We start from the raw sequence: 15,800 nt of genomic DNA on the forward strand, positions 1-15,800 counted from the left end.
TCGCTTACGCCATGCCCGAGTGCCGCAGCAGCGCGTCGATCTGCGGCGCGCGGCCGCGGAAGGCCTTGAAGTTCTCCGCCGCCGGGCGGCTGCCACCACGCGACAGGATCTCATCGCGGAAGCGTGCACCGGTTTCAGCCAGTGCCTGCGGCGCTTCCTCGAACGCGGCGTAGGCATCGGCGCTGAGCACTTCGGCCCACTTGTAGCTGTAGTAACCCGCGGCGTAACCACCAGCGAAGATGTGGCTGAACTGGTGCGGGAAGCGGTTCCAGACCGGCGGGTGGTTCACGGCCACTTCCGCGCGCACTCGGTCCAGCAGTGCCAGCACGCTGTCCTGCGCCGGTTCGAACTGGCTGTGCAGCAGCATGTCGAACAGGCCGAACTCCAGCTGGCGCACCGTGGCCATGCCGCTATGGAAATTGCGCGCCGCCAGCATGCGCTCGTACAGCGCGCGCGGCAGCGGCTCGCCACTGTCCACGTGCGCGGTCATGCCCTGCAGATGGTCCCATTCCCAGCAGAAGTTCTCCATGAACTGGCTGGGCAGCTCCACCGCGTCCCATTCCACGCCGTTGATGCCGGCCACGCCCAGTTCGCCGATGCGGGTCAGCAGCTGGTGCAGCCCGTGGCCCATCTCATGGAACAGCGTGGTCACTTCATTGTGGCTGAAGGTCGCCGGCCCGCCGTTGGCGCCCCGGCCAAAGTTGCACACCAGGTAGACCAGTGGCGTCTGCACGCTGCCGTCGCCACGCACGCGACGGTTGCGGCAATCGTCCATCCACGCACCGCCGCGCTTGCCCTCGCGTGCGTACAGGTCCAGGTAGAACTGGCCGACCAGCGCGCCCTGCGCATCGACCAGGCGGAAGAAGCGCACGTCTTCGTGCCACACCGGTGCGCTGTCTTCCTGCACATGCAGGCCATACAGCTGCTCGATCACCGAGAACAGGCCGCCCAGTACCTTCGGTTCGGTGAAATACTGCTTCACTTCCTGCTCGGAATAGCTGTAACGCGCCTGCTTCAGACGGTCGGCGGCGAACGCCAGGTCCCAGGCCTGCAGGTCATCGATGCCCAGCTGCTCGCGTGCGAACTGCTCCAGCTCGGCGCGGTCCTTGGCCGCGAACGGCTTGGCTCGCGCGGCAAGGTCACGCAGGAAACCCAGCACTTCGGCCGGATCCTGCGCCATCTTGGTCGCCACCGAGTAATGGCCGTACGAATCGAAGCCGAGCAACGCGGCCAGTTCGGCGCGCAGGGCAAGGATACGGTCGATGTTGCCACTGTTGTCCAGCGCGTCATCGCCGAACTCCGATGCACGCTGCGCGCTGGCACGGTACAGGATCTCGCGCAGGTCGCGGTCTTCAGCCCAGGTCTGCACCGGCAGGTAGCACGGCATCTGCAGGGTCAGTTTCCAGCCGGTCCTGCCGTCCTTCTCTGCCGCAGCGCGCGCGGCAGCCTTCACGTCTTCCGGCAGGCCCAGCAGTCGCGCTTCGTCCTCGATGTACAGCGACCATGCATCGGTGGCGTCGAGCACGTTCTGCGAGAACTTCGCCGACAGCGCCGACAGTTCCTCCTTGATCGCCGCAAAGCGCTGCTGCGCCTCAGGTGCCAGCTCGGCACCGCCCAGGCGGAAGTCACGCAGCGTGTTGTCCAGCACCTTGCGCTGGGCTTCATTGAAATGCGCCGCCTCCGGGCTGGCGGCCAGTGCCTGGTACTGGCGATACAGCGCCAGGTTCTGGCCCAGCGCGCTGGCGAAACGGGTCACCCGCGGCAGGTTGCCGTTGTAGGCCTCACGCAGTTCCGGGGTGTTGACCACCCCCTGCAGGTGGCCGACCAGGCCCCAGGCACGCCACAGGCGCTCGGTGGCGTCATCCAGCGGGGTGACGAAGGTGTCCCAACGCACCGGCTGCACCCGCTCGGCTGCGCTGACGGCAGCTTCGGCCTCGGCCAGCAGCACATCCAGCGCCGGCGCGACGTGCTCGGGGCGGATCGCGTCAAAGCGCGGCAGTCCGGAAAAGTCGAGCAGGGGGTTGGCAACGGTCACGGCAGATCTCCAGGGAACGGGCCCGGCGGGCGGGCAGCTTCTCAGATATGGCGCTGACAGGCGCGGCTGACAAGGGGGCATGCGCCGGCGTTCACGTCGGCCTGACGGCCGCGCACCGAAGCTCTGGCTGCGGGGGAGTCCGCAGCGGTACTTACCGAACGAGGCCCTACATGGAAGGTCTGGCTGCAGTGGCATCCATCTCACCGGCGCGCTCGCTGGCGCTGTCCGCCAGCCCGGCAGAACTGGCCTGGATCGCCGCGCTGTGCGATGCCGGCGACGACGCTCCCCGCCATTTGGAGCAGCTGCAGGCGGTATTGCAGCAGGGCGGCACGTTCAACGATGCCCAGGAGTGGTACCCGTTCGAGGTGATCGAGCGCGGCGCCAGCCAGTTGCAGCTGGGCCACGAGCGCGAGTTCGTGATCTGCGTGCTGCTGTGGCTGCAGGCATTGGCCCAGGGACGCGCCAGCATCCTGGACCCCAGCCTGCACCTGGATGACCGCGCGATGGACATCGAGGCGTTGCCTGATGCGCTGCGCGATGCGGTGCTGGATGCGTTCACCGCAGCGGGGTATTGAGACGCCCCGGCGACCGGGTGGAGTCGACTGTGGGTCGACTTTCGCGCGCAGCGCGGGATTCTGGCGACCTGAACGTGGAGCGGTCGACCAACAGTAGACGCTACCCAGCCGATGCACAGCCGGCCGTGCGTTGCCGCGTTACAACGCTTCCAGGCTGCACCACGGCAGTTCGGGCAACCCCTGCCCGGCCACCGCCGCCGCCAGCTGCGCATCGACGCCGTCGACATCGATTCCTTGTCGCCCATACCACGCCGGGTCGTAATAGCTCTGCGCATAGCGCTCGCCACTGTCGCACAGGATGCTGACGATGCTGCCCTGGTGGCCCGCCTCACGCATCCATTGCGCGGCCTGCAGCACGCCGATGAAGTTGGTGCCGGTGGAGCCACCGACACGGCGGCCGAGCTGGCGGCTGACATGGCGCATCGCGGCCAGGCTCAGCGCATCGGGCACCTTCACCATCGCATCGACACTGGTCGGGATGAAACTCGGCTCCACCCGTGGCCGGCCGATGCCTTCCACGCGCGAGCCACCGCTACAGGTCAGTCCACGCCAGTCCTGTTCACCGGCCACGGCAGCCTTGTAGCCGTCGAAGAACACCGACACTTCCGGGTCCGCGCACAGGATGCGGGTGTCATGCCGGCGGTAGCTGACATAACGGCCCAGCGTGGCGGCGGTACCGCCGGTACCCGGGCTGCACACGATCCATTCCGGAACCGGGCTGGGCTCTTCGGCCATCTGCTTGAAGATGGATTCGGCGATGTTGTTGTTGGCACGCCAGTCGGTCGCCCGCTCGGCATAGGTGAACTGGTCCATGAAGTGGCCGCCGGTTTCGCGGGCCAGCTTTTCCGAATCACAGTTGAGGTCGCAGGCGCGCTCGACCAGGTGGCAGCGGCCCCCATGGAACTCGATCGCCGCGATCTTTTCCGGCGAGGTGGTGGCCGGGATCACCGCAATGAACGGCAGGCCCAGCAGGCGCGCGAAATAGGCTTCGGACACGGCGGTCGAGCCACTGGAGGCCTCGATCACTGGCCGGCCCTCGCGCAACCAACCGTTGGCCAGCGCGTACAGGAACAGCGAGCGCGCCAGCCGGTGCTTGAGGCTGCCGGTGGGATGGCTCGACTCGTCCTTCAGGTACAGGTCGATGCCCTCGAACCCGGGCAGCGCCAGCGGGATCAGATGGGTATCGGCGGAACGGTTGAAATCGGCTTCGATCTTGCGGATGGCGGCGGCCACCCATTCACGCTGCGACATGGCGGGCAATCGTTATCAGGACGGAACGGTGCGATCCGGCCATTGTACGTCGCGGTGCCGTCAGGTGCGGGCCGGTAGAATGGCGCCATCCGGCCGGCAACGGCCCCGTCTGAAGGACCTCCCCCATGACCATTCCCGCCCTGCGCGATGTCCCCGGCGTCGCCGCCCAGGCCCCGGCCGAAACCAGCGGCTTCGTGTTTAACCACACCATGCTGCGGGTGAAGGACATCACCGCCTCGCTGGACTTCTACACCCGCGTACTGGGTTACCAGCTGATCGACAAGCGCGACTTCCCGGACGCCCGGTTCAGCCTGTACTTCCTGGCCTACGTGCCGGCCGGCGCAGTGGTGCCGGAAGACGACAGCCAGCGCCGCCTGTGGATGGCCGGCCTGCCGGGCGTGCTGGAACTGACCCACAACCACGGTACCGAAACCCAGGCCGGTGCGGTGTACCACGACGGCAACAGCGACCCGCGCGGCTTCGGCCACATCTGCGTGTCGGTGCCGGACATCGAGGCCGCCTGCCAGCGCTTCGAGGACCTCGGCGTGACCTTCCAGAAGCGCCTGACCGACGGCCGCATGAAGAACCTGGCCTTCATCAAGGACCCGGACGGCTACTGGGTCGAAATCATCGCCAACTGACAAAAAGGGGACGGAGGGGATTAAGTCATTTCTGGCACTATTGGCCGGAAGCGACTTAATCCCCTCCGTCCCCTTTTTTGCGAGGTTCGTATGGAAACGATGGAACTGCACCGCGGCCGCCTGATCGACCACATCCAGCTGGTGGTGCGTGACCTGGCGGCCAGCCGCCGCTTCTACCAGGCGGTGTTCGACACCATCGGCATCCCGATCGCCGGCGAAGGCGATGATTACTTCTGGGCCGATGAGCTGTTCATTTCCAGCGCCAGCAGCGAGGCCGCCGCCGGCCAGCTGACCGGCCGGCACCATCTGGCCTTCCAGGCCCGCGACAGCGCCACCGTCGATGCCTTCCATACCGCCGCGATCGCCGCCGGCGGCACCGACAACGGCGCGCCGGGCGAACGCCCCTACCACCCGGGCTACTACGGCGCCTTCGTGCTCGACCCGGACGGCAACAACATCGAAGTGGTCTATCACGGTCCGGCGAACTACAGCGCCGACTCGGTGAAGGTCACGTTCTGATATCACCGAAGCCGTGAACGAAGAAGCCGGGCAATGCCCGGCTTCCCTGCTTCCAGCGCTGCAGCCCTCAGTGGGCGGCCATGTAGATGTCCTGAAGCACGGCCTTTTCCAGTTCCAGCTCGCCCAGCAGGTTCTTCACGATATCGCCCAGGCTGAGGATGCCGACCAGCTGGTTGCCGTCGGTCACCATCAGATGACGGCGCCGCGAGTACGTCATCAACGACATGGCCTGCTTCAGCGTCGCGTCCGGCGCAATGCCTTCCAGGCCGGTGGACGGCAGGCTGGAGATCACCCGGCGGCCGGCCTGCGGGCCGTCGTCGGCCAGGGTACGCACGATGTCCTTCTCGGAAATGATGCCGACCGGGGCATCGTCCTTCATCACCACCAGCGCAGCGATCCTGTTCGCGCTCATCTTGTGGGCGGCGGCACCGATGGTGTCCTCGGCGTCGATGGTGATGACAGCTTCTTTCTTGGATTGCAGAAGTTCGCGGACGTTCATTCTTGTTTCCTGGTGCAGGTCACTGAAGTCAAAAAAGTGTGCTCTTCCGATACGCCCCCTCCCCGGGAACAGACCTTTCAGCGCACGTCTGGCGCACCCGCCCGCCGCGTGGAATGGATCGGCAGGCGATGTGCTGCAACGCGAACGAGGTGGGCTCAACCGCTCAACCCGGACCTCGGTCAAATCGATTCTACGACTGCGACCATCGGTCACTACCGGCATCGATAGGACAGTTCGTCGTGGGAACCAACCGACGATCCAGAGAATGGCACCGCGGCTGAAACCGCCGCTGAATACAGCCGATGCCGCGCATTAAAGAATGATTGCCTGCTGCCGACGGCGGACAGAACACCCGGTGGCTGTCCCACTTGGCATGGCCGACCACGCAAACGAAAGGGGCCACGCGGGCCCCTTTTCGCATGCAGCATTCAACGGATCCGGGAGTGTTACTCCACCGTCACGCTCTTGGCCAGGTTGCGCGGCTTGTCCACGTCGGTGCCGCGTGCCAGCGCGGTGTGGTAGGCCAGCAGCTGCACCGGAATGGTGTGCACGATCGGGCTGAGCACGCCGGCATGGCGCGGCGTGCGGATCACGTGCACGCCTTCGGACTCATTGAAGTTGCTGTCCTGGTCGGCGAACACGAACAGCTCGCCACCACGGGCGCGCACTTCCTGCATGTTCGACTTCACCTTCTCCAGCAGGCTGTCATTGGGGGCGATCACCACCACCGGCATGTCCTCGTCCACCAGCGCCAGCGGGCCGTGCTTCAGCTCGCCCGCCGGGTAGGCCTCGGCGTGGATGTAGGAAATCTCCTTGAGCTTGAGCGAGCCTTCCAGCGCAATCGGGTAATGCAGGCCACGGCCCAGGAACAGCGCATTGGACTTGCGCGCGAAGCGTTCGGCCCACGCCGCGATCTGCGGTTCCAGGTTCAGCGCGTGCTGCACGCTGCCCGGCAGGAAGCGCAGCTGCTCCAGGTAATCCGCTTCCTGCGCCGCGTCGATGCGGCCATGCAGCTTGCCCAGCACCACGGTCAACTGGAACAGCGCGGCCAGCTGGGTGGTGAAGGCCTTGGTCGAAGCCACGCCGATCTCGGCGCCCGCGCGGGTGTAGCAGACCAGCTCGCTGGCGCGCGGAATCGCGCTTTCCGGCACGTTGCAGATCGACAGCGTGTGCTTGTGGCCAAGCGCCTTGGCGTACTTCAGCGCCTCCATCGTATCCAGCGTTTCGCCGGACTGGGAGATGGTGACGATCAGGTGCTTCGGGTTGGCATACGCGGCGCGGTAGCGGTACTCGCTGGCAATCTCCACGCTGCACGGCAGGCCGGCGATGGCTTCGATCCAGTAGCGCGCGGTCAGGCCGGCGTAGTAGCTGGTGCCGCAGGCAATGATCTGCACGCCCTCGATGCCCGACAGCACCGCTTCGGCGTTCTTGCCGAACAGCTCGGCCGGGAAACCACCGGCGTCGATCGCCGCCTCGATGGTGTCGCCCAGCGCACGCGGCTGCTCGTGGATTTCCTTCTGCATGAAGTGGCGGTACGGGCCAAGCTCCAGCGATGCCAGCGACACGTCGGACAGGTGCACATCGCGATCGACCGGCCGGTCATGCTCATCGAAGATGCGCACGCCATCGCGACGGATCTCGGCGGTGTCGCCCTCTTCCAGGAAGATCACCTTGCGGGTGGCCGAGATCACCGCCGAGACGTCGGAGGCGACGAAGTTCTCGCCCTCGCCCAGGCCCACCAGCAGCGGGCAGCCCATGCGCGCGCAGACGAAGCGCTCCGGCTCGGCGCGGCTGACCACGGCCAGCGCGTAGGCGCCGGTCAGCTCCTTCACCGTGTGCTGCAGCGCCACCAGCAGGTCATCGCCGCCCTTCAGGTGATGATGGATCAGGTGCGCGATGACTTCGGTGTCGGTCTGCGACTCGAAGGTGTAGCCCAGCGCCCGCAGCTTCTCGCGCTGCTCTTCGTGGTTCTCGATGATGCCGTTGTGCACCAGCGCCACGCCGTGGCTGATGTGCGGATGCGCGTTGGCCTCGGTGACGCCGCCGTGGGTGGCCCAGCGGGTGTGGCCGATACCCAGCACCGCATTGAACCCTTCGGCCTCGGCCGCCGTGGCCATTTCCGACACGCGACCGGTGCGGCGGACACGACGTACTTCGGGGCGCTCGGCATGATCGATCACCGCGATGCCCGAGGAGTCGTAACCACGGTACTCAAGCCGCTTCAGGCCTTCGATCAGCACCGGCACCACGTCGCGATCGGCGATTGCACCCACGATTCCACACATGTCACGCGTTTCCTTGAAGACGATCGGCGCATTCTAGCCCGCGTGTCCGGCTTCCCCCTCCTGTCCGCTTAATGAAAGTGTCCGGAAAGGTGTCCGCGGACACCCGGACACTCCAGCGGCCCGCCCAACCTGTTGAACTGAAAGGAAATAAAGTTGGCACGCTACGTGCTTGGTACTGGCTACCACCGTCAGGCACGCACCCGATGATCCGCGACACTTCCGCACAGGACCAGATCGTTTCCTCCGCCCCCGCCGGCGCCACCCGCGTCAACTGGCAGCGCTACCGCTGGCCGGCGCTGGGCGCCATCGTGCTGCTGGCCGGCATCGGCTGGGCCGTGCATGCCTGGTCCAATGCCAGCCGCTCCTTCGACAGCAGCCGGGTGCGCATCGCCGAAGTGAAGCGCGGCGACCTGGTCCGCGACATCGCCGCCGACGGCCGGGTGATCGCCGCCAACAGCCCGATCCTGTACGCCATCTCGGCCGGCACCGTGGACCTGAAAGTGGTCGCCGGTGACGTGGTCAAGAAGGGCCAGGAACTGGCGGTCATCGACAGCCCGGAACTGCGCAGCAAGCTGGCCCAGGAACAGGCCACCCTGGCCGGCCTGGAAGCCGAGGCCAGCCGTGCCGCGCTGGACGCCACCCTGGCCCGCGCCAAGTCGCGCAAGGAAACCGACCAGGCCACCATCGAGCGCCAGGCCGCCGACCGCGACCTGCAGCGCTTCCAGCGCGGCTACGACGGCGGTGCGGTGCCACAGATCGACCTGGCCAAGGCCAAGGACTCGCTGAAGAAGGCCGACATCACCCTGGCCAACGCCACCACCGATGCGCGCCTGCAGAGCCAGGGCGCCGACCTGGATGCCCGCAACAAGCGCCTGCTGGCCGACCGCCAGAAGGCCGTGGTGGCCGAAGTGCAGCGCCAGGTCGACGCACTGACCCTGCGCGCACCGTTTGACGGCCAGGTCGGCCAGGTGCAGGCGGTCCAGTCCACCAACCTGGCTGCCAACGCGCCGGTGCTGGGCGTGGTCGACCTGTCCAAGTTCGAGGTCGAGATCAAGGTGCCGGAGAGCTTCGCCCGCGACCTGGCGATCGGCATGCCGGCGCAGCTGACCGGCGGCAATGGCAAGCCGTTCCCGGGCGAGATCAGCGCGGTGTCGCCGGAAGTGGTCAACGGCGAGGTCAACGCCCGCGTGCGCTTCGCCAGCGCGCAGCCGGAAGGCCTGCGCCAGAGCCAGCGGATGTCGGTGCGCGTGCTGCTCGATACCCGCAAGGACGTGCTGAAGGTCGAGCGCGGCCCGTTCGTCGAACAGGGCAATGGCGTGGCCTACGTGATGGATGGCCGCACCGCGGTGCGGCGTCCGGTGGAACTGGGCGTCAGCAGCCTGGGCGAAGTGGAAATCAAGTCGGGTGTGCAGCCGGGCGACCGCATCGTGGTCTCCGGCAGCGACCTGTTCAAGGACGCCGAACGCGTCTCCGTCAACTGATACCCGATACCTGAATCCTGGAGAGAGGACACCCCATGTACATGCTCGAAATGCGTTCGGTCGCCAAGGTCTTCCGCACCGAACAGGTGGAAACCCACGCGTTGCGCTCGCTGGAACTGCAGGTCAAGGAAGGCGAGTTCGTCGCGGTCACCGGCCCGTCCGGCTCCGGCAAGACCACCTTCCTCAACATCGCCGGCCTGCTGGAAACCTTCACCAGCGGCACCTACCTGCTTGACGGCCAGGACGTGAGCACGCTGGGCGATGACGCCCGCAGCCGCCTGCGCAACCAGAAGATCGGCTTCATCTTCCAAGGCTTCAACCTGATTCCCGACCTGAACCTGTTCGACAACGTCGACGTGCCGCTGCGCTACCGGAAGATGAGTGCCAACGAGCGCCGCGAACGCATCGAAAAGGCGCTCACCCAGGTCGGCCTGGGCTCACGCATGAAGCATTACCCGAACGAACTGTCCGGCGGCCAGCAGCAGCGTGCGGCGATCGCGCGTGCGCTGGCCGGCAGCCCGCGCCTGCTGCTGGCCGACGAACCGACCGGCAACCTGGATACGCAGATGGCCCGCGGCGTGATGGAACTGCTGGAGGAGATCAATGCCGCCGGCACCACCATCGTGATGGTCACCCACGACCCGGAACTGGCCGCGCGCGCGCAGCGCAACGTGCACATCGTCGATGGCCAGGTGACCGACCTGGTGCGCGAACCGGTGCTGGCTACCCCGCCGCGCCACATCGTTGCCGTCAACGAGTGAGGGCACTCCCATGTTCGCCTACTACACCCGATTGGCGGTACGCAGCTTCCGCCGCAACAAGATCCTGACCGCACTGATGGTGGTCGCCATCGCGCTCGGCATCGGTGCCTCGATGACCACGCTGACGGTGTTCCACGTGCTGTCCGGCGACCCGATTCCCGGCAAGAGCGACCAGCTGTTCTACGTGCAGGTCGATCCGCGCCCGCGCGGCGGCTATACCCCGGGTGAGGAGCCTGAGGAACAGATGACACGGCGCGACGCCGAGACCCTGCTGCGCGAGAAGCGCGGCATCCGCCAGGCGATGATGAGCGCGGGCGGCGGCACGGTGGAACCGGAGCTCAGCACGCTCAAGCCGTTCTCGGTGGATACGCGCTGGACGTCGGCCGATTTCTTCCCGATGTTCGACGTGCCGATGCAGTACGGGCGTGCCTGGAACAGCAGCGATGATGACAATCGCAGCCGGGTGGTGGTGCTGTCGAAAGCGATCAACGACAAGCTGTTCCAGGGTGCCGACAGCACCGGTCGCGAGATCCGCCTGAGTGGCCATTCACTGCGGGTGATCGGCGTGATGAAGAAGTGGAATCCCGAACCCCACTTCTTCGATCTGACCACCGGCAACTACGGCAAGGATGAAGACCTGCTGGTGCCGTTTTCCACTGCGATGGACCTGGAGTTCGGCAGCAACGGCAACATGAACTGCTTCGGCGAGAATCCGGATGGCAGCAGCAACTCGATCAGCGCGCCCTGCAGCTGGATCCAGTACTGGGTGGAGCTGGATCCGGCCAAGGTCGAGGACTACCGCAGCTACCTGGCCAACTACTCGGACCAGCAGCGCGCAGCGGGCCGTTTCGAGCGCCCCACCAACGTGCGCCTGCGCCCGGTGATGGAGTGGTTGACGTTCAAGAATGCCGTGCCCAGCGACGTGCGCCTGCAGATGTGGCTGGCACTGGGCTTTCTCGGCGTCTGCCTGGTCAACACGGTGGGCCTGCTGCTGGCGAAGTTCCTGCGCCGCAGCGGCGAGATCGGCGTGCGCCGCGCCCTCGGTGCCAGCCGTGGGCAGATCTTCCTGCAATGCCTGGTTGAAGCCGGTGCGATCGGCGTTGCCGGCGGCGTGCTCGGCATCGGCCTGGCCCTGCTCGGCCTGTATGCGGTGCGCCAGCAACCCGTGGACTACGCGAGCCTGGCCCACCTGGACGGCAGCATGCTGCTGCTGGCCATTGGCCTGACCCTGTTCGCCAGCCTCGCCGCTGGTTTCCTGCCCGCCTGGCGCGCGATGCAGGTTACCCCGGCCATCCAGCTCAAGTCGCAGTAAGCACGAGTACGAGGACCTCCCATGGATATCCGCCCCATCCTCAGCACCCTGCGCCGGCACAAGACAGCCGCCGCCCTGATCGTGCTGGAAGTCGCCCTGACCTGCGCCATCGTCTGCAATGCCCTGTTCCTGGTCACCCAGCGCGTTGAACGGATCAGCCAGACCAGCGGCCTGGCCGAGAACGAGCTGGTGTTCGTCCGGGTCAGCGGCATCGGCAAGCAGACCAATGGCCAGGCCCGCACCCAGGAGGACCTGTCCGCCCTGCGCGCCGTTCCCGGGGTCACCGCCGCCGCGAAGGTCAACCAGCTGCCGTTCCGCCCGAACTCCTCCAATACCAGCGTTTCGCTGAAGCAGGAACAGGAACGTCCGACCGCCTTCGTCACCATGTACATGTTCGGCGAAGGTGGACTGTCCACGCTTGGACTGCAGCTGACCGCCGGCCGCGACTTCCAGCCCAGTGAATACAGCAACGTCGAGGATGCACAGAAGAGCGCCTCCACCAATACCGCCTCCTCGGTGATCATCAGCCGCACGCTCGCCGACAGGCTGTACCCCGGCGAGAACGCACTGGGCAAGACGTTCTACATGGGCAAGCAGCCACTGCACGTGGTGGGTATTGTCGCGTCATTGGCCACGCCCACCGATTACAACAACAACACCACGCTGTCGATGGTGCTGCCTGTGCGGACCGATTTCACCCAGGGCCCGTACGTCCTGCGCACCGCTCCGGAACGGCGCGAGGAAGTACTCAAGGGCGCGATCGCCGCGCTTGAACGCAACGACCCCAACCGGCTGGTGCGCGAGAAGCTGACCTATGAGGCGCAGCGCAATGACTACTTCAAGAACGACAGGGCCATGGTCGGGCTGCTGATCACGGTGTGCATCTCGCTGCTGGTGGTCACCGCACTGGGCATCATCGGCCTGGCCAGCTTCTGGGTGCAGCAGCGCAGCAAGCAGATTGGTATCCGTCGCGCGCTCGGCGCGACGCGTGGGCAGATCCTGCGCTACTTCCAGACCGAGAACTTCCTGCTGGCCACGCTGGGCATCGTGCTGGGCATGCTGGCCGCCTATGCGATCAACCTGGCACTGATGAACATGTACGAGCTGCCGCGCATGCCGCTGCACTACCTGCCGCTGGGCGCGCTGCTGCTGTGGGTGCTTGGCCAGATCGCGGTGTTCGGGCCGGCCCGGCGCGCGGCAGCGGTACCGCCTGCGGTTGCCACGCGGGGCGCATGAGATGCGTATCCGCTGGATGCTGATGATGATGCTCCTGCCACTGCCGGCACTGGCCGGCGGTGGCAGCTCGCAGACACTGGAGTGGCGCCAGGACGATGCGCGCCTGGCATTGCGTTCGAGCGAAGGCCAGGTGCGCGTGGAAGCCGCCGGCCCGGAAGCCCGCTTCGGCGTGCGCAGCGGCGATCGCATCCTGCGGGTGGATGACACCACCGTACGCAGGATCGAGCATCTTGCCGAGGCCCTGCGGCGTTCAAGCGCCGCCAGGGCCTATCTCCTGCTGCAGCGCGACAGGCAGGAACTGACGGTCGCGGTGGACGCCGCTGCCTGGCGCAGGGCGCTGGTCGCTCCGCCTCCGCCAGCACCGCCACCGCCGCCGCCCCGACGCTGAGCCCGCCGCCCCGACGGCTACGGGTTTGGCTATGCTTGATGGGTGGCGCCGGGCTCTCCCGGCGTATGGACACGAACACGGCTCCATCGGCGCCGCCCATCCCTTTCTGCAGAACCGCTTGATGCCTTCGATCCTGATCATCGACGACAACGCCAGTGTGGGCACTGCACTGGACGTGCTGTTCTCCCTGCACGACATCGACACCCTGCAGGCGCAGAGCCCGGCCGAGGGGCTGGCCCTGCTCGAGTCGCAGCCGGTCGACCTGGTGATCCAGGACATGAACTTCAGCGAGGACACCACCTCCGGCGAGGAGGGCGAAGCGCTGTTCGCACAGATCCGCGCACGCCACCCGGACCTGCCGGTGATCCTGCTGACCGCCTGGACCCACCTGAGCAGCGCGGTGGACCTGGTCAAGGCCGGCGCCGCCGACTACCTGGCCAAGCCCTGGGACGACCGCAAGCTGCTGACCACGGTCAACAACCTGCTGGAGCTGTCCGAGGCGCGGCGCGAACTGGACCGCCGCCGCAGCCGTGAGCTGCGCCAGCGCAATGCGCTGGAAGAAAAGTACGACCTGTGCGGTGCGGTCTTCGCCGATCCGGCCAGCGAGCGCGTCATCGCCCTGGCCTGCCAGGTCGCGCGCTCCGAGCTGCCGGTGTTGATCACCGGTCCCAATGGTGCCGGCAAGGAGAAGATCGCGCAGATCATCCAGGCCAATTCACTGGTGGCCAAGGGCCCGTTCATCACGGTCAACTGCGGCGCGTTGCCGTCGGAGCTGATCGAGGCCGAACTGTTCGGTGCCGAGGCCGGCGCCTACACCGGCGCCAACAAGGCACGCGAGGGCAAGTTCGAAGCCGCCGACGGAGGCACGCTGTTCCTGGATGAGATCGGCAACCTGTCGCTGGGCGGGCAGATGAAGCTGTTGCGCGTGCTGGAAACCGGCCGCTTCGAGCGCCTGGGTTCCAATCGCGAACGCCAGGTCAAAGTCCGCGTGGTCAGCGCGACCAATGCCGACCTGCCGGCGATGATCCGCGACGGCACGTTCCGCGAAGATCTCTACTACCGCCTCAATACAGTGGAACTGGTACTACCGCCGTTGGCCGAGCGCGCGGGCGACATCGTGCCACTGGCCGAGCGTTTCCTGACGGCCGGCAAGCCGCTGTCCAGTGCCGCCAGTGCCGCCCTGCAACGGCACCCGTGGCCGGGCAACGTGCGCGAACTGCGCAACGTGATCCAGCGTGCCGAACTGCTGGCGACCGGCAACCGCATCGAGGTGGCCGACCTGAACCTGCCGCGCACCGCACCGGCGCCACGCCCCGCACCGAGCGCTGGCAACGATCCCGACCGCGAGCGCATCGAGGACGTGCTGGCACGCAACCACGGCGTCATCGCCCAGGCGGCTGCCGAACTCGGCCTGAGCCGCCAGGCCCTGTACCGGCGCATGGACCGCCACGGCATCCCACGCGAATGAAGCGGCGCTCGTTCACCTTCCGCCTGTTCCTGCGCCTGCTGCCGGTGCTGGCGCTGGCCGCTGCGCTGCCGTGGCTGCTGGCGTACTGGATGAACCATGGCTGGGTGGTGACCACGGCGTCGGCCGTGATCCTGCTGGCGTTGATGTGGTGGACCCTGCGCCGCGCCACCGCACCGGTGCGCTCGCTGATGCGCGCACTGTCCGGCACCACCAGCAGCTACCGCGACGGCGAGTACAACTTCGGCGTGTACTGGCCGGGCAACGACGAACTGGGCGACCTGGTGCAGGCGCACCGCGAGCTGGGCGATGTGCTGCGCGAACAGCGGCAGGGCCTGGTGCAGCGCGAACTGCTGCTGGACACCATGGTGCAGAACACGCCGGTGGCCATGCTGCTGATTGCCTCCGGCGGCGATGGCATCGCCCGCGTGGTGTTCTCCAACCTGGCTGCGCGCAAGCTGCTGCATGGCGGCTGGAAACTGGAAGGCCAGCGTCTGGAAGAGGTGCTGGAACAGGTGCCGGTAGAGCTGCGCGATGCCATCGCCCGTGGCGGCGACAGCCTGTTCGCGGTGCATGCCGAGGGCGAGGACGGCGACGAGGATGACGAGCAGGTCTACCACCTGTCGCGCCGCGCCTTCCAGCTCAACGGCCGTCCGCACGACCTGCTGCTGGTACGCCTGCTCACCGCCGAACTGCGCCGCCAGGAAGTGCAGACGTGGAAGAAGGTGATCCGGGTGATCAGCCACGAGCTCAACAACTCACTGGCACCGATCGCCTCGCTGGCCCACTCCGGTGGCGTGCTGGTGCAGCGCGAACGCTTCGACCGGTTGCCGGAGATCTTCACCACCATCGAGGACCGCGCACGCCACCTGGAAGGCTTCATCCGTGGCTATGCACGCTTCGCAAAGCTGCCGCAGCCGCAACTGCAGACCGTGCACTGGGCGCCGTTCCTGTCCAGCCTGCGCCAGCAGATCCCGTTCACCATGGAACGCGAGCCGGACGAGGACCTGAGCAGCCGCATCGACATCGCGCAGTTCGGGCAGGCATTGCTGAATCTTCTGAAGAACGCGCATGAAGCCTGCGCCGAGGCCGATCCGCCCAACGATGACGTACAGGTGCAACTCACGCGGCTGCCGCAATGGCTGCGCCTGGACGTACTGGATCGCGGCAAGGGCATGAACGAGCAGGTGCTGCAGAACGCCTTGATGCCGTTCTATTCGACCAAGCGCAACGGCACCGGCCTGGGGTTGGCACTGACGCGCGAGATCGTGGAAGCGCACGGTGGCCGCGTGTCGCTGCAGAACCGCGGCGATGGCGGGTTGTGCGTGTCGATCCTGTTGCCGGTGGGTTGA

At 66.6% G+C, this 15,800-nt stretch carries 14 protein-coding genes; 10 read left to right on the top strand and 4 right to left on the bottom strand.

Annotation, left to right across the window (positions count from 1 at the left end; translation table 11 throughout):
• Positions 1 to 4: 4 nt before the first annotated feature.
• Positions 5 to 2,035 (bottom strand): M3 family metallopeptidase, encoded by a 2,031-nt coding sequence (locus AC5QAB_RS04730; protein WP_495233191.1) that lies wholly within the window; start codon positions 2,033 to 2,035, stop codon positions 5 to 7.
• 170 nt (positions 2,036 to 2,205) lie between these two features.
• On the opposite strand from AC5QAB_RS04730, the gene AC5QAB_RS04735 reads away from it, so the two are divergent.
• Positions 2,206 to 2,610 carry a hypothetical protein gene (locus AC5QAB_RS04735; protein WP_014648478.1) on the top strand — a complete coding sequence of 135 codons (405 nt, stop codon included), beginning with the start codon at positions 2,206 to 2,208 and terminating at the stop codon, positions 2,608 to 2,610.
• Between the two features lie 138 nt (positions 2,611 to 2,748).
• On the opposite strand, the gene AC5QAB_RS04740 is transcribed toward AC5QAB_RS04735, so the two are convergent.
• The gene (locus AC5QAB_RS04740; RefSeq protein ID WP_197557128.1) at positions 2,749 to 3,861 is read right to left on the bottom strand and encodes a PLP-dependent cysteine synthase family protein; all 1,113 of its coding nucleotides are present in this window, start codon (positions 3,859 to 3,861) and stop codon (positions 2,749 to 2,751) included.
• Positions 3,862 to 3,986: 125 nt separating this feature from the next.
• Here AC5QAB_RS04740 and gloA point away from each other — a divergent pair, with 125 nt between their 5' ends.
• Positions 3,987 to 4,502 (top strand): lactoylglutathione lyase, encoded by a 516-nt coding sequence (gene gloA, locus AC5QAB_RS04745; protein ID WP_241884795.1) that lies wholly within the window; start codon positions 3,987 to 3,989, stop codon positions 4,500 to 4,502.
• Between the two features lie 90 nt (positions 4,503 to 4,592).
• A complete protein-coding gene (locus AC5QAB_RS04750; protein WP_049404183.1) occupies positions 4,593 to 5,021 on the top strand; it encodes a VOC family protein in 429 nt (142 codons plus the stop codon).
• 67 nt (positions 5,022 to 5,088) lie between these two features.
• On the opposite strand, the gene AC5QAB_RS04755 is transcribed toward AC5QAB_RS04750, so the two are convergent.
• Positions 5,089 to 5,520 carry a CBS domain-containing protein gene (locus AC5QAB_RS04755; RefSeq protein WP_014648481.1) on the bottom strand — a complete coding sequence of 144 codons (432 nt, stop codon included), beginning with the start codon at positions 5,518 to 5,520 and terminating at the stop codon, positions 5,089 to 5,091.
• A gap of 446 nt (positions 5,521 to 5,966) precedes the next feature.
• On the bottom strand, positions 5,967 to 7,805 hold the full coding sequence (gene glmS, locus AC5QAB_RS04760) for a glutamine--fructose-6-phosphate transaminase (isomerizing) (RefSeq protein WP_495231401.1): 1,839 nt from the start codon (positions 7,803 to 7,805) through the stop codon (positions 5,967 to 5,969).
• Positions 7,806 to 8,008: 203 nt separating this feature from the next.
• Here glmS and AC5QAB_RS04765 point away from each other — a divergent pair, with 203 nt between their 5' ends.
• The 7 genes from AC5QAB_RS04765 to AC5QAB_RS04795 all read left to right on the top strand — a co-directional run bounded on the left by AC5QAB_RS04765 (position 8,009) and on the right by AC5QAB_RS04795 (position 15,800).
• Positions 8,009 to 9,286: an efflux RND transporter periplasmic adaptor subunit gene (locus AC5QAB_RS04765; RefSeq protein ID WP_032961233.1), complete on the top strand. Its 1,278-nt coding sequence runs from the start codon at positions 8,009 to 8,011 to the stop codon at positions 9,284 to 9,286.
• Positions 9,287 to 9,321: 35 nt separating this feature from the next.
• Positions 9,322 to 10,047 carry an ABC transporter ATP-binding protein gene (locus AC5QAB_RS04770; RefSeq protein ID WP_014648484.1) on the top strand — a complete coding sequence of 242 codons (726 nt, stop codon included), beginning with the start codon at positions 9,322 to 9,324 and terminating at the stop codon, positions 10,045 to 10,047.
• Positions 10,048 to 10,057: 10 nt separating this feature from the next.
• Positions 10,058 to 11,359 carry an ABC transporter permease gene (locus AC5QAB_RS04775; RefSeq protein ID WP_100450642.1) on the top strand — a complete coding sequence of 434 codons (1,302 nt, stop codon included), beginning with the start codon at positions 10,058 to 10,060 and terminating at the stop codon, positions 11,357 to 11,359.
• A gap of 21 nt (positions 11,360 to 11,380) precedes the next feature.
• A complete protein-coding gene (locus tag AC5QAB_RS04780) occupies positions 11,381 to 12,595 on the top strand; it encodes an FtsX-like permease family protein (RefSeq protein WP_197561800.1) in 1,215 nt (404 codons plus the stop codon).
• A gap of 16 nt (positions 12,596 to 12,611) precedes the next feature.
• Entirely contained in the window at positions 12,612 to 12,983 is a 372-nt protein-coding gene (locus AC5QAB_RS04785; RefSeq protein WP_014648487.1) for a PDZ domain-containing protein, read from the top strand.
• Positions 12,984 to 13,104: 121 nt separating this feature from the next.
• Complete coding sequence (locus AC5QAB_RS04790) at positions 13,105 to 14,451, top strand: sigma-54-dependent transcriptional regulator (RefSeq protein ID WP_014648488.1); 1,347 nt, start codon at positions 13,105 to 13,107, stop codon at positions 14,449 to 14,451.
• Positions 14,448 to 15,800, top strand: coding sequence for a sensor histidine kinase (locus tag AC5QAB_RS04795; RefSeq protein WP_014648489.1), 1,353 nt, complete (start codon positions 14,448 to 14,450; stop codon positions 15,798 to 15,800). Before AC5QAB_RS04790 ends, AC5QAB_RS04795 begins: the two co-directional genes overlap by 4 nt.

It is taken from the genome of Stenotrophomonas sp. YJH_SMC_127 (assembly GCF_059372445.1).

Coding starts and splice junctions, on each gene's coding strand:
- AC5QAB_RS04790 (WP_014648488.1), top strand. CDS start 13,105: ATGCCTTCGATCCTGATCATCGACGACAACGCCAGTGTGGGCACTGCA.
- AC5QAB_RS04755 (WP_014648481.1), bottom strand. CDS start 5,520: ATGAACGTCCGCGAACTTCTGCAATCCAAGAAAGAAGCTGTCATCACC.
- AC5QAB_RS04750 (WP_049404183.1), top strand. CDS start 4,593: ATGGAAACGATGGAACTGCACCGCGGCCGCCTGATCGACCACATCCAG.
- gloA (WP_241884795.1), top strand. CDS start 3,987: ATGACCATTCCCGCCCTGCGCGATGTCCCCGGCGTCGCCGCCCAGGCC.
- AC5QAB_RS04775 (WP_100450642.1), top strand. CDS start 10,058: ATGTTCGCCTACTACACCCGATTGGCGGTACGCAGCTTCCGCCGCAAC.
- AC5QAB_RS04795 (WP_014648489.1), top strand. CDS start 14,448: ATGAAGCGGCGCTCGTTCACCTTCCGCCTGTTCCTGCGCCTGCTGCCG.
- glmS (WP_495231401.1), bottom strand. CDS start 7,805: ATGTGTGGAATCGTGGGTGCAATCGCCGATCGCGACGTGGTGCCGGTG.
- AC5QAB_RS04780 (WP_197561800.1), top strand. CDS start 11,381: ATGGATATCCGCCCCATCCTCAGCACCCTGCGCCGGCACAAGACAGCC.
- AC5QAB_RS04785 (WP_014648487.1), top strand. CDS start 12,612: ATGCTGATGATGATGCTCCTGCCACTGCCGGCACTGGCCGGCGGTGGC.
- AC5QAB_RS04735 (WP_014648478.1), top strand. CDS start 2,206: ATGGAAGGTCTGGCTGCAGTGGCATCCATCTCACCGGCGCGCTCGCTG.
- AC5QAB_RS04740 (WP_197557128.1), bottom strand. CDS start 3,861: ATGTCGCAGCGTGAATGGGTGGCCGCCGCCATCCGCAAGATCGAAGCC.
- AC5QAB_RS04770 (WP_014648484.1), top strand. CDS start 9,322: ATGTACATGCTCGAAATGCGTTCGGTCGCCAAGGTCTTCCGCACCGAA.
- AC5QAB_RS04765 (WP_032961233.1), top strand. CDS start 8,009: ATGATCCGCGACACTTCCGCACAGGACCAGATCGTTTCCTCCGCCCCC.